Genomic DNA, 12,717 nt, shown 5'->3' with positions numbered 1-12,717 from the left:
CCGCCCATTCTTCATGCAGCGGGCGCCTGGACAGAGGCCAGTTGCCGCGACACCAATTGGGCGTAAAGACCACCGCGCGCCAGCAATTCGGGGTGAGTCCCAGTCTCGACCACCTGGCCCGCTTCCAGCACCACAATAAGGTCCGCATTCCTTACCGTCGAGAGGCGATGCGCTATGACGATCGTGGTGCGGTCGGCCTGCAGGATGTCGAGCGCCCGGCGGATTGCCTGTTCGTTAACGGCATCGAGATGCGAGGTCGCCTCGTCCAGGATCAGGACCGGTGCATCCTTCAGGAACGCCCGGGCGATGGCAACCCGCTGGCGCTGCCCGCCGGAGAGGCTGGTGCCGCGCTCACCGACGGCCGAATCGAGGCCGTCCGGCAGGGCAGCCACCAGATCGGACAAGGACGCATGTTGGATCGCGGCATCCAGTTCCGCCGCACTGGCATTGGGCCGGGCGATCAACACATTGCTGCGCAGGCTGTCATTGAACAGATACGTATCCTGCGCCACCAGGGCGATCTGGGCCCGCAGCTCGTCGAGCTTGTAGTCGCGAAGATCCGCACCGCTCAGGAGAATGCGGCCCTGGTCCGGATCCCAGAAACGCATCAGCAATTGTGCGCTCGTCGTTTTGCCGGCGCCGGAAATACCCACCAGAGCCACTGTCTTGCCCGCCGGAATTTCGACGCTGATGCCACGGAGCGCCTGGCGTCCCTGGCCGGGATAAGCGAAGGCGACGTTTTCCAATACCAAACCGGCACCGCGCTTGACGGCTGCCGGGGCGATACCCTGCCCGTCTTCCACCGGGACGGGCTCGTTCATCAGGCCATAGATGCGGCGCGTGGCACCCATCGTGTCGGCCAGTTGCCGGCCGATCTGCGCGATCTCGGACACCGGCAGGAAGGCCGCCATTGCAAGGAGGGAAAAGAGCGGCAGGGCGGCGGCGTCGACCCGGCCGGCTTGGGCGAGCACGCCACCCGTCACGACGATCGCGAGGCCACCGAGGCCGGTCAGCACCTCCAGCAGCGATTGCTGGAACGTGAGATCCTGGAAGAAGGGCAGCCGCAGGTGGATATGCCGGTCGGAGAGATGATCGAGCTGCCGGCCGCGCACGCTTTCCTGCTGGAAGGCCACGATCTCGCCCAGCCCTTGCACGGAATCGACGGCGAAGGCACCAAGTTCGCCGGCAGCTTCCCGCGCCTCGGACGCCAGCCGGTCGGAGCGGCCGCGCAACAGGAACGGGCACAAGGCGACCGCGGCCAGGAACGGCAGCAAGGTCAACGTGAGCCACGGGCTGGCGGAGCCCAGCACCACCAGCACCACCGCCGGCACCAGGATGGCGACGAAAGCCGGCGCCACGGTATGGGCGAAGAAATATTCGATGAGCTCGATATCGTTGGTGGCGAGTGCCATCAGATCGCCGGTGCGGCGGCGCACCAGATAGGCCGGTGCCAGCGCATCCAATTTGCGGAAGATGTCGAGCCGCATCTTGGCAAGGAGGCGGAACGCCATGTCATGGGCGATCCAGGATTCCAGCCAATGCAGGACACCGGAGAGCGGGGCCAAGACAGCGAGCGCCCAGAGCCAACGGCTGTAATCCAGACCATTCTTGAGATCGGCCACAGCGAGCGCGCTCAACACACCGATGCCGATGAAGGCCAGCACGCGCAGGACGCCGAACAGGAAGGTGAGTGTCAGGCGGCCCTTCCAGGGCAGGATGACGCCCATCAAGGTCGCCACCACCTGATACCAGCCGAGACCGTCGGCCTTGAGGATGCCTTCGGTCATGGGCTTGGTGGTGCTGCCGTCGGAGACCTGTTCGATCTCACGCGAGACAGCAAGGATGTCGGCGCGCTCGCCAGACGATTCACGCACCTGTTCCGCCATCAAGGTGGCATAGATGCCGCCCTGGCGCATGAGCGCCTCGTGATGACCATCCTCCACCACGCGGCCTTCATTCAGCACCAGGATGCGGTCGCAGCCGATGACGCTGGAGAGGCGATGAGCGAGGATGAGCGTGGTGCGCCCTTGCATCAGGCGGTCGAGCGCTGTCTGAATCGCCGCCTCGTTCTCCGCATCGACCGCCGAGAGGGCTTCGTCCAGCACCAGGATCGGCGCATCGCGCAGCAAGGCGCGGGCGATGGCGACGCGCTGGCGCTGGCCGCCCGAGAGCTTGATGCCCTTCTCGCCGATGATCGTGTCATAGCCTTGCGGCAGGGACTGGATGAAATCATGAATGTTGGCCGCCCGCGCCGCATCCTCGATATCGGCACCGGTGGCAGTCGGTCGGCCCATGCGGATATTGTCTTCGACCGTGCCATGGAACAGGAACGTGTCCTGGTTGACGACCGCGATCATGGAGCGGATCTGACTGAACGACAGATCGCGCAAATCATGGCCGCCGATCTTGATGCTGCCCTTTTCCGGATCATAAAAGCGCAGCAGCAGGCGCACGATCGAGGATTTGCCGCCGCCGGAACTGCCGACCAGGCCGATGCGCTCGCCAGGTGCCACGGCAAAATCCAGGCCCTGATGCACGATGCGGCGGGTGCCGGGATATTTAAAGGCGACCTTCTCGAACTGCAGGCTGGGCTGTAGCGATTGCGAAAGTAGCTTGGGCGCTGCATCGGGCACCATCGGCTTGCCATCGAGGATCTTGTAGATGCCTTGGGCCGCCGACATGCCGACCATGCCCTGGTGGAGGACCGAACGCAGGTCGCGCATCGGGCGGAAGGTCTCGACACCCAGCATCAGGATGATGAGGAGGGCCGTCAGCGACATGGCACCGCCTTCAACCCGGTAAGCGCCGAGTGCCAGGGCCGCCGCGGCACCGCAGGCGATGGCACTGTCGGTGATGCCGCGGGAGAGCACATTGGTCGCCAGTACCCACATGGTGCGGCGAAACAAGGTGTCGGCCTCGATCTCCAATTTGTCGGCGCGGGCCTTGCTCTGGCCGAAGGCCTTCAATGTGGCGAGGCCTTGGATCGAATCCAGGAACTCGGCGGCGAAGGATTCGTAGGATACCTGCCGGTCGGCCGAGCGGCGCACGTCGAATTTGTGCCACAGGCCCGGCGCGAACAAGGCGATGAGCGCGAAGACCAGCATGACCGAGGCCACCGGCAGATCGATGAAGGCAATGGCTGCGAAAATGAGGAAAGGCGTCAGCAGGGCGGTGAGAAACTGCGGCAGGAACTGGCCGAAATAGATTTCCAGCTGCTCGACACCATCGATGAGCGACAATGTCAGTGCGCCGGAGCGCTGCTGCGACACGGTGCCGGGCCCAAGGGCAGCGATGCGGTCATAAAGGACACGGCGCAGCTTCTTCTGCACGCGCCCTGCCGTCTCATGCGCCACCATGATGCGCAGATAATCGAACCCGCCGCGCAGCACCATGACCAGGGCGATGGCGAGGATGGGGTTGGTGAGGTCGGCGATCGACTGGCCGGCAAAGACGGCACCGATCAGCCAGCCCAAGAGCCCCAGGCGCAAGACGCCGAAACCCACTGCGACCAAGCCGATGAAGGTCGCCCAGGCGATACGTCCGCGGACACCGTCGGTGAAAATCCAGAGCCGTTTTTCGATATGCATGGCGCCATTCCTGTTTTGCGACTGCTTCTCATCCTCTCAGAATACGCTGAACATTTTCGTTCGCCATTCGACAAATTGGATCATTGGCTGTAAATATTTGAACAGGGTTTCTTGGACCGGAGGGTTGCCATGATCGAGGACTGGAACGATCTCAAGGTTTTCCTGGCGCTGGCCGAACAGGGGCAGCTGACCTCGGCCGCCAAGCGCCTCCATGTCAGCCATCCCACTATCGCGCGCCGCATCAAGGCGCTGGAGCAGCAGATCGGCGCCAGGCTCTTCGATCGGTTGCCGGACCGTTTCGCCCTCACCCCGGCAGGCGAGCAATTGCTGGCCGACAGCCGCAAGATGCAGCAAGCGGCGGAGTCGATCGACCGGCGCAGCGCCGGCCTCATCGACGTGGCGCAAGGCGTCGTGCGGCTTTCTGCCGGCGAGGCGATGATCGACTTCATCGGCCAGCATTTGCCGCGCCTGCGGCGCAATCTGCAATGTGTCGAGTTCGAATTGTCGGCAAGCCATATGCTGGCCAACCTGTCGCGGCGCGAGGCCGATCTCCTCATCCGCGAGCAGGTGCCGGACCTTGCCAGCATCGTGACCCGGAAGCTCGGCCGCGCGGCTTACGCGATCTATGTGCGCAAAGGCACGAAGATCGACGACATGTCACCGGAAGCGTTGCGCAAGCACACCTGGCTCGGCTTCGACGACGATCATGCCTACATGCCGGGGCAGAGCTGGACGCGGGAACTGCTCGCCGGCTGGCGGCCGCAGATCCGCGTCAATGACTGGCTGGTGATGCGCGATGCGGTGGCGGCCGGTGCCGGCCTTGCCGTCCTCCCCTGCTATCTCGCCGACCGCGAAGCGAACCTGCAGCGGTTGGGCGGGCTGTTGACCGAGGTGACGGCGGATCAATGGCTGCTGGTGCACCGGGACCTCCGCAACCTGCCCCGCATCCGCGCCGTCATGGACCAGCTGGTTGAACTGTTCCAGGAACAGAAGCCGGCCCTTGCCGGCGAAATCGCAAAACCCCGCCGCGCGGCGGCCGAGTAGCTCTTAGGCGACCGGCAGGGCTGTTTCGAACTTGATCCGGCTCATCACCATCAGCGTTTCGAAACGTTTGACCGTGGGCCGCATGAAATAGCGCGTGGCGAAGGCTTCATAGGCCGGCATGTCCGCAATCGAGAGGATGACGACGTAGTCGGCGCTGCCGGTCACGTAATAGCATTGCGTCACCTCCGGCACGTCCGTCATCAAAGTCTTGAAACTGTCGAGCCCCGTTACCCGGTCCCGCTCGATGGTAATGAGCACGATCGCGGTCAGGCCATGCCCGACTGCGGCAGGTGCCAGGATGGAGACGTCGCGTTCGATAATGCCGGCGTCGCGCAATTTCTGAACGCGACGCAGGCAGGCGGCTGGCGATAATCCCGCCAATTCAGCCAGTTCCTCGCCGGTCTGGCGGTTGTCGCGCTGCAAGGCCTGCAGCAAGCGGCGGTCGAAATCGTCGAGGTCCATCTTGCGTTCGCGATCATTTCAATCGAATCGGCCGCATTATAGCGAAATTACCGCATCGCGACGCCGCACTTTGCGCGCCTCTCGCCGGCCATTGCCGCCATGCTCGCCACCAACAAACCGGCTTCGCAAGGGTGATCCTCATGTCCGATTCGACCGCTTCCTCCCGCAGTTTCAATCCCCTGGCTCTCTCCATCGGCAGTCGCCTGGGCCCAGTCCGCGACGCCATTGCGCTGTGGTGGCGGATCCGGCGGGACGAGCGATTTCTGCTCGGCCAGCCCGAGTATCTGCTCAGGGATATCGGCATCAACCGGTCCGATATCGCTGAAGCGGTACGCAACAGGCTGCACCCCTGAAACTGCCGCCAGCCTTTTTGGCACATGGCAATGTAGGGATCGGAGAAACCGGCCGGCATTCTCTCCGACTTTCCCCGCCAACCCACCGCATCGGCCAATTTCTGCCTCTTTCCAGCCTGTTGCGGGAACGAATGGCACCGGCGAGTGGTTAGACCTCCATCGACCAACTTTGGAGGAAACCATGCAGTCAGCTATGGAAAACCGTCAGGAGACGTTGAAGAAGAGCGAGACCGGCACCCTGATTTCGGCCGACAAGGTCAACGGCACCGACATCTACAACAGCCGCGGCGACAATCTCGGCGAAGTCGAGAGCGTCATGATCGACAAATTGTCGGGCAAGGTCGCCTATGCCGTGGTCACGTTCGGTGGCTTCCTGGGAATCGGCGCTGAGCGCCGCGCCCTGCCTTGGAGCGTACTCAGCTATGACGTCGATCTCGGCGGCTATGTGGTGAGTGCCACCGACGATATTCTTCGCCAGACCCCGGTTTATGCCGACAACAGCAACATTGATCCGGAATGGGGTACCCGTTTGCACGGCCATTTCGGCGTGCCGCCCTATTGGCAGTGAGATATCTCAAAATAGGCCGCCCGTTGCATGAGAGCAGCGGACGGTAGCGCGGCAGAATTCGGCCCGCAACGCACCCATCGCGGGCGTTGCGGGCCGGTTACATGAACATAGCGGTGCAGTGGAATTGGAGGGCGGTCATGGGACAAACGATCGGTTACTACCTCGCCAGCGCGCTGGCTTCCGCTTACGCACTCTTCCTGGTAGGCACACATTGGCCAATTTGAGCATGATATGATTTATGAAATGAAACTTGGTCCCATCGACCCGGACCAGCCGGCGGGCGATCGTTGGTTCGCGCAGCAGATCGAAGGTCGCTATGGCCAGTTGGGCGATGCAGCCCTGCCCATCGAATGGGTGATGCTGTTGCGCGAGATGGACCAGGCCCCGGATGGCCACGGAACCAAAGGCTAGCGCCGCTTCAACACACCCTTCGTCGTGAAGGTCTGCATGCCGTGCTTGCGGCCCTGGCGGCGGCCTTCACCCCCCCCCAGACCCGTCCCAGCAGGTTGCCAGTTCGGTATGAGATGGTGCTTGCCGGGGCCGATAAGATCGGCGCGGCCCATGTTCTTCAGCGCCTCGCGCAGCAGCGGCCAATTCTCGGCATCATGATAGCGCAGGAACGCCTTGTGCAGGCGACGCTGCTTCAACCCCTTGATGGTCTCGACCTTTTCCGAGGCCCCCCGGCGCACCGGGCGCAGCGGGTTGAGGCCGGAATGATACATGGCGGTGGCAAGCGCCATCGGTGACGGCAGAAAGGTCTGCACCTGGTCGGCACGGTATTTGTTGCGTTTCAACCAGAGCGCCAGATTCATCATGTCCTCATCCGTCGTGCCCGGATGCGCCGCGATGAAATAGGGAATGAGGAAGTATTCMTTCTTCGCTTCCTTAGCCGCCTTGTCGAACAGCTCCTTGAACTTGTCATAGGTGCCGATGCCCGGCTTCATCATCTTGGAGAGCGGGCCTTCTTCCGTATGCTCGGGCGCGATCTTGAGATAGCCGCCGACATGATGGGCGACCAGTTCCTTGATATAGGCCGGGCTCTTGACCGCGAGGTCATAGCGGACACCTGAGGCAACCATCACCTTCTTGATGCCCGGCAGCTCGCGCGACTTCTTGTAGAGCTGGATCAGGGATTCATGGCTGGTGTTGAGGTTCGGGCAAACTTCCGGATAGACGCAGGACGGCAGGCGGCAGAGCGATTCCGTCTTCTTGTCCTTGCAGGCCATGCGATACATGTTGGCCGTGGGCCCGCCAATGTCCGAGATGATGCCGGTAAAGCCCTTGGTCTTGTCGCGGATCTGCTCGATTTCCTTCAGGACCGATTCTTCCGAGCGGTTCTGGATGATGCGCCCTTCATGCTCGGTGATCGAGCAGAAGGAACAGCCACCGAAGCAGCCGCGCATGATGGTAACGGAAAAGCGGATCATGTCCCAGGCAGCGATCTTGGCATCGCCGTAAGCAGGATGCGGCGCGCGGGCATATGGCAGCTCAAACACGGCATCCATTTCCGGCGTGCTCAGCGGAATGGGCGGTGGCGTCAGCCAAAGTTCACGATTGCCATGCCGCTGCACGAGTGCGCGGGCATTGCCGGGATTGCTCTCGCGATGGAGAACGCGCGAGGCGCGGGCGTAGGCCTCGGAATCCTTCTCGACCTGCTCGAACGATGGCAGGCGCACGACAGTGTCGACCTTCAACTGACGAGCACCTTCATCGGCAACATCAATGTCATTGGCCGGCGCTTCAGTCCAACCGTCCGGCACGCGGTCCCGCATCAAGGCAACACCGCGGATATCGTCGAGATCGCCGGGCTTGTGGCCCTTGGCAAGGCGATGCGTCACTTCGACGACGGCGCGCTCGGCGTTGCCATAGAGCAGGATGTCGCCCTTGGCGTCGGCGAGGATCGAGCGACGCACCTTGTCCGACCAGTAATCATAATGTGCGATACGGCGCAGCGAGCTTTCGATGCCGCCCAAAACAATCGGCACATCCTTATAGGCTTCGCGGCAGCGATGGGCATAGACGATGACAGCCCGGTCCGGCCGCTTGCCGCCCTCGTCATTGGGCGTGTAGCTGTCATTGTGCCGGAGGCGCCGGTCGGCGGTGTAGCGGTTGACCATGGAATCCATGTTGCCGCCGGTGACGCCGAAATAGAGATTGGGTTTGCCCAGCGCCTTGAACGGCTCGGCGCTCTGCCAGTCCGGCTGCGCCAGGATGCCGACGCGGAAACCCTGCGCTTCAAGCAAGCGGCCGATGACAGCCATGCCAAAACTCGGATGATCGATATAGGCGTCGCCGGTCACGAGGATGACGTCGCAGGAATCCCAGCCAAGCTCATCCATCTCAGCGCGCGTCATCGGCAAGAAGGGCGCGGTCCCGAACCGGTGCGCCCAGAATTTGCGATGAGAGAAAAGCTGCTTCGCGGTTTCCATGTCCCTGCACCAAACTCAATCTACCGGGGCAACACTGATTGGGGCGGCGCCGCGTTCCGGCACCGTCAGCCCATCACCATCGCCCGTATTGCGGCCCTCGGCCATCTTGCTGTCCGCCCGGCGGATCAGCGCCAACTTACGACCGCGCCACATGTGCTCAGCCGGCATCATCGTTCAAGTGGCGCGGTGAATACCATCTAAACTACTGAAAAGTCAATGTTTTGATCATGAGATTGCAATCCCGCTTGATCGCACCTGGGTAAATGGGATCAATGGGTTAGGCCCTTTATCCCCTCATTCGGAGAGACGGCATGCCTGATACGCGTGGATTGCTGGACCGCAGCCAGAGCTGTCTGGTGGTTATCGACGTCCAGCAATACTTCCTCGACAAGCTGCCGCTCGACTGGCGCGAGCCCCTGGTGGCACGCATTGCCTGGCTGATGCGCGTCGCCCGCATTCTCGACATTCCCATCATCGCCACCGCCGAGGACATCGCCCAAGACGGACCGCTGGTGCCGGCCTTGATGGCCGAGCTGCCGGCGGACTCTCAGGTATTCGACAAGAAGGTTTTTGGCCTCTACCACCAGCCCGACATCCGCGCAGCGGTCGATGGTGCGGGCAAGCGCGACTTCGTGCTGGTCGGATTGGAGAGCGATGTCTGTATCGCCCATTCTGCGCTGGGCCTGCAAAGCGCCGGTTACCGCGTCGCCGTCATCGACGATGCCACCGCATCGCCACCACCCCATCACGAATATGGTCTTGCACGCATGGCAGCTGCCGGAATTATGCGTACCTCGGTGAAGGGTTTGTATTATGAATGGGTGCGGGATCTTGCGACACACGCCGCAGTTTCGGGCCAGTTGAACCGCCCACTGCCCGCGGGGCTGACGCTTTAGCGCGGCAGCTGCTTAGATCACGCTGATCGATATTCGGTATCGGGCAAAAAAATTGGCGCTTGTCCGCGCGTGGCGCGATGCTGATGCATGAGAGAATTTTAAAGCGGTACGCCACATGATTGCCCGACGCCTTCATGCAATCTGGCTCTTCTGACGACGATTAGCCCTTGCGAATGCGCAGGTCGTCTTGGTACCGCGAGGAGTATGATTATGGCATTTCTTGATCAATCACACACTGGCATGCACGAAACCGCCCGCCGGACGCGCGCGTCCGAACGGGTCGGCGGCAGACGCTATCTGACTGTCGGCGACGCCATCCTGTTGGCGGCGATCGCCTTGGCTGGATATATCGGCTCGGAATTTCAAGGCGGCGCGTCGCAGCCCGCGACCAACCTGCGTCAACCGCCAGCCAAACAAGGCTTGTGCAGCGACGAAGAATTGCGGCAAATGCGATCCGGCCCCGAGACCTGCTACGACGATCCAGCCCCGCACGGCAGGAAGAGCGAACTCACCACCCCGGCCGGCATCGTCAACAACACCTGATACTGCGCGGCCTCAGGCCGACCGCCTGCCCACGAGTTCGGCAGCGCGCGCGACGTGGCCGTCCATATGGGCACGGGCAGCCATGGAGACCAGTTCCCGCGCGATGATGTCGGCCTCGGCCGCCTGCCCGAGCTTGAGGCTGATCTCCACCTGATCGGCAAGGATCGTCACCAGCAGGGCGGCGAACTTGTCGGTGTCGCGGAAACAGCGCTTGCGCGCCTCAATGATCCATTCCAGCGCGTGCGGCAGATCGTCCATCGCGGCATAGGATAAAGCGAGAGCGCGCGCGACAGCGGCTTCCCAGCAGGGATCGCCCAACTGGCAGCTGAGCGCAAAGGCATTTTCGAGATCGGGCCGCAAGGCCATGGCGTCACGCCGTTGGCGCAGCTTGGACTCACTCAGAACAGCGACCGGCCAAGGGCGGAAGGCGATCCAGCGCTGATCTTCGACCAGAGCCAGGCAATTGGTCAGCCAGTCATCGGCCTCATCGAGGCGGTCGGCGGCCAGCATACCCCAGCCCCCCAACCCCAGCGACCAGATTTCCCGCCGCCGATTCTGCGCACTGCGGGCATGGTCCAGGGAAATATTGTAATGCTCCAGCCCCGCATCGACCTTGCCCCAATCGACCAGATTGAAGCCCATGACCGCATGGATACCGGCCAGGTTGTCGCCATCCTCGGCAAGCTCCGCCGCCTGGGCGAGATGGGCGGCTGCCGCCGGCCTGCGGCCAGCGAGCGCGTCGACATATCCGAGTTCGCGAAAGCCGGTGGCCGCGATGGTGGCGGCACCGCATTGCCGCGCCAGTTCGGTGGATTGGCGCAGCAGGATGGCACCTTCGTCATCATAGCCGCGCACCGCATGGACCAATGCAATGCCAAGCTCAAGCATGGCCTTCGCGGAAAGATGAGTGTCCTTCAGCTTCTGCGCATCGGCGACAGCGCGGCGCAGGCAATCGATGCCGGCATCCGCCGCCCCCGCCGAGAGAGCTGCAAGGCCCGATTCCATCAATGATTTGACGACAGCTTCGCGCGACACGCCACCGGGTGGCGATGAAATGGTGCGCCGCGCGGCACTGCGCAGGGCTGCGGTAGGTTTAACACCAAGCTCCGCCATGAAGACATTCTCGGTGGCCTCGATATGATCGAGTGCCGCCTTGTGCCTTCCTGCCAGCGTCAACCCTTTCACCAGCAGAATATGGCTGCTTTCATCGAACGGCGTGCGCCTTGCGCCAAGCTCGGCCAGCCGGATGGCGCGTGGATGATCACCGACGGAAACCGCCTGGATCGTCTGCTGGCGGAGGCGCTCCTCGATGAGGCCAGCGGTGCGTTCGCGTTCAATCAGCAGCCAGGTTGAAAATTCGGGGCTCGACCTGGGCTCGATCCCTTCGAGCAGATCGCCGACGCCGTCGACAACGAAGTCGGCCTGTTCCAGGTTCCAGACGTCAACGAAGGTGCCCTCCGGCAGATGCGTCTCGATGGGATCGCCGGTGAGACTGTCGGCGGAATTTAGCGCACGCCGGATCGAGGCCAGGCACCAGCGCAGAGACCCCAGCGGATCGACCGTTTCCGGGAACAATTCGGCCGCCAGATTGCGCCGGTCGAGCGGCCCCTTTGACAGCAGGCTCCGCGCCAGGATCGCCCAGGCCTGATGCCCGCGGACGGCCTGGGCCTGTCCATCGGCGTCGATGATCCGCGGCTTTCCCAGCAGGTGAATCTGCATTCCCATCAGACGGTCTCTCAACTTTGACTTTGCGGTCCGATCATTCTCGCCCCGCCGTGTGACCAGGCGTGGGACGGTTATTTCTATCACAAACGCCGTGTCCCACGCCCGGTCCAACGGCCGACAGTTCTTCTGGTGCTCCCATCGTCATGAAAAGGAGCAAAACGATGCGTAAATTCCTCATTGAACGGAACATCCCCGGGGCCGACAAGCTGACCCAGGAAGAGCTTCGGGAGATTTCGGCCAAGTCCAATCAGGTCGTGGCGGGTCTGGATGCCCCCTATAATTGGGTGACCAGCTATGTCGCCGGCGACAAGGTCTATTGTGTCCATGAAGCCGAAAGTGCGGATGTCGTCTACCGGCATGCCCGTGAAGGTGGCTTCCCGGCGGACCTCGTCAGCGAGGTGAAATCGGTAATCGGCCCCTCGACGGCCAAGGGCTTCGCCGCCTGAAACGAGGCGGGGGCCCGCATGCCGCGGGCCCCCGCGCTTTGATAACAATAGAAGCCATAGACAAGGACACCATTTCGGCAGGTGTGCCTTTTAAGCAGGTGTGTCTTTTAAGATGGGCACTTATGCATCCAGATGCATTGAGTGCATCGCCAGCAGCCGCTACCGTCAAACGATTGTAGGGGGTGACATGCCGACAATCGCCGTTGTTGACGATAATGTCCGCTTGCTGAACACCGTACGCAGCATGCTCGATGATGCCGGCTATACGGTCCTGCTCTTCGAGACACCCGCGGAAGCACTGGCGGCTTTTCGTACGGCGTCGATCGATCTCATCATCTCAGACATCTATATGCCCGGCATGAACGGCTTCCAGTTCATTGAAGAATTGCGGGCAATCTTGCCAAATGTGCCCGTCATCGCCGTTTCCGGCGGCGGCAGATTTTCCGGTGCGAACGTGCTGGGGAATGCGGAAGAGTTCGGGGCAACGGCAACGCTGGCAAAGCCCCTGCGACGCGCGGAACTCTTGGCGCTGATCGAAAAGACCCTAGCCTAGTGGATGCCGGGCCAAGCTGGCCTGCTACCGCGATAGGATGAAAACCCTGAAAACATGATGGTTCGGGCAGTGCCGGCAATTTGCCTGAATTTTATTTGCAACGCTGTTTCA

Annotated in this window: 13 protein-coding genes; 8 read left to right on the top strand and 5 right to left on the bottom strand. The window is 62.2% G+C overall.

The window, feature by feature from the left end:
- Positions 1-11 precede the first annotated feature (11 nt).
- The gene (locus AC1DWZ_RS12645; RefSeq protein WP_477169248.1) at positions 12-3,587 is read right to left on the bottom strand and encodes an ABC transporter ATP-binding protein; all 3,576 of its coding nucleotides are present in this window, start codon (positions 3,585-3,587) and stop codon (positions 12-14) included.
- 129 nt (positions 3,588-3,716) lie between these two features.
- Here AC1DWZ_RS12645 and AC1DWZ_RS12640 point away from each other — a divergent pair, with 129 nt between their 5' ends.
- The gene (locus AC1DWZ_RS12640) at positions 3,717-4,631 is read left to right on the top strand and encodes a LysR family transcriptional regulator (protein WP_477169247.1); all 915 of its coding nucleotides are present in this window, start codon (positions 3,717-3,719) and stop codon (positions 4,629-4,631) included.
- 3 nt (positions 4,632-4,634) lie between these two features.
- Here AC1DWZ_RS12640 and AC1DWZ_RS12635 read toward each other — a convergent pair whose 3' ends face one another.
- A complete protein-coding gene (locus tag AC1DWZ_RS12635; RefSeq protein WP_477169246.1) occupies positions 4,635-5,093 on the bottom strand; it encodes an Lrp/AsnC family transcriptional regulator in 459 nt (152 codons plus the stop codon).
- 140 nt (positions 5,094-5,233) lie between these two features.
- Here AC1DWZ_RS12635 and AC1DWZ_RS12630 point away from each other — a divergent pair, with 140 nt between their 5' ends.
- From AC1DWZ_RS12630 to AC1DWZ_RS12620, 3 genes are all read left to right on the top strand, one after another.
- A complete protein-coding gene (locus AC1DWZ_RS12630; RefSeq protein WP_477169245.1) occupies positions 5,234-5,446 on the top strand; it encodes a DUF1127 domain-containing protein in 213 nt (70 codons plus the stop codon).
- Between the two features lie 181 nt (positions 5,447-5,627).
- The gene (locus tag AC1DWZ_RS12625; protein WP_477169244.1) at positions 5,628-6,014 is read left to right on the top strand and encodes a PRC-barrel domain-containing protein; all 387 of its coding nucleotides are present in this window, start codon (positions 5,628-5,630) and stop codon (positions 6,012-6,014) included.
- A gap of 243 nt (positions 6,015-6,257) precedes the next feature.
- Positions 6,258-6,425 carry a hypothetical protein gene (locus AC1DWZ_RS12620; protein WP_477169243.1) on the top strand — a complete coding sequence of 56 codons (168 nt, stop codon included), beginning with the start codon at positions 6,258-6,260 and terminating at the stop codon, positions 6,423-6,425.
- Here AC1DWZ_RS12620 and AC1DWZ_RS12615 read toward each other — a convergent pair.
- Together AC1DWZ_RS12615 and AC1DWZ_RS12610 are read right to left on the bottom strand one after the other, a co-directional pair.
- Positions 6,422-8,443: a YgiQ family radical SAM protein gene (locus tag AC1DWZ_RS12615; RefSeq protein WP_477169242.1), complete on the bottom strand. Its 2,022-nt coding sequence runs from the start codon at positions 8,441-8,443 to the stop codon at positions 6,422-6,424. The two genes, AC1DWZ_RS12620 and AC1DWZ_RS12615, sit on opposite strands and share 4 nt — an antisense overlap.
- A gap of 15 nt (positions 8,444-8,458) precedes the next feature.
- Positions 8,459-8,596, bottom strand: coding sequence for a hypothetical protein (locus AC1DWZ_RS12610; protein ID WP_477169241.1), 138 nt, complete (start codon positions 8,594-8,596; stop codon positions 8,459-8,461).
- Positions 8,597-8,754: 158 nt separating this feature from the next.
- Here AC1DWZ_RS12610 and AC1DWZ_RS12605 point away from each other — a divergent pair, with 158 nt between their 5' ends.
- A complete protein-coding gene (locus tag AC1DWZ_RS12605) occupies positions 8,755-9,339 on the top strand; it encodes an isochorismatase family protein (protein ID WP_477169240.1) in 585 nt (194 codons plus the stop codon).
- Positions 9,340-9,549: 210 nt separating this feature from the next.
- Positions 9,550-9,882 carry a hypothetical protein gene (locus AC1DWZ_RS12600; protein ID WP_477169239.1) on the top strand — a complete coding sequence of 111 codons (333 nt, stop codon included), beginning with the start codon at positions 9,550-9,552 and terminating at the stop codon, positions 9,880-9,882.
- 12 nt (positions 9,883-9,894) lie between these two features.
- Here the strand turns inward: AC1DWZ_RS12600 and AC1DWZ_RS12595 are convergent, their stop codons facing one another.
- On the bottom strand, positions 9,895-11,607 hold the full coding sequence (locus AC1DWZ_RS12595; RefSeq protein ID WP_477169238.1) for an AfsR/SARP family transcriptional regulator: 1,713 nt from the start codon (positions 11,605-11,607) through the stop codon (positions 9,895-9,897).
- A gap of 161 nt (positions 11,608-11,768) precedes the next feature.
- Between AC1DWZ_RS12595 and AC1DWZ_RS12590 the strand changes: the two genes are divergently transcribed.
- On the top strand, positions 11,769-12,053 hold the full coding sequence (locus tag AC1DWZ_RS12590) for a DUF4242 domain-containing protein (RefSeq protein WP_477169237.1): 285 nt from the start codon (positions 11,769-11,771) through the stop codon (positions 12,051-12,053).
- A 187-nt stretch (positions 12,054-12,240) separates the two neighbouring features.
- A complete protein-coding gene (locus AC1DWZ_RS12585) occupies positions 12,241-12,606 on the top strand; it encodes a response regulator (RefSeq protein ID WP_477169236.1) in 366 nt (121 codons plus the stop codon).
- The last annotated feature ends 111 nt before the right edge of the window (positions 12,607-12,717 follow it).

The organism is Dongia sp. P2_B8, from assembly GCF_056404715.1.
This window is presented reverse-complemented; position numbering and strand designations above follow the sequence as displayed.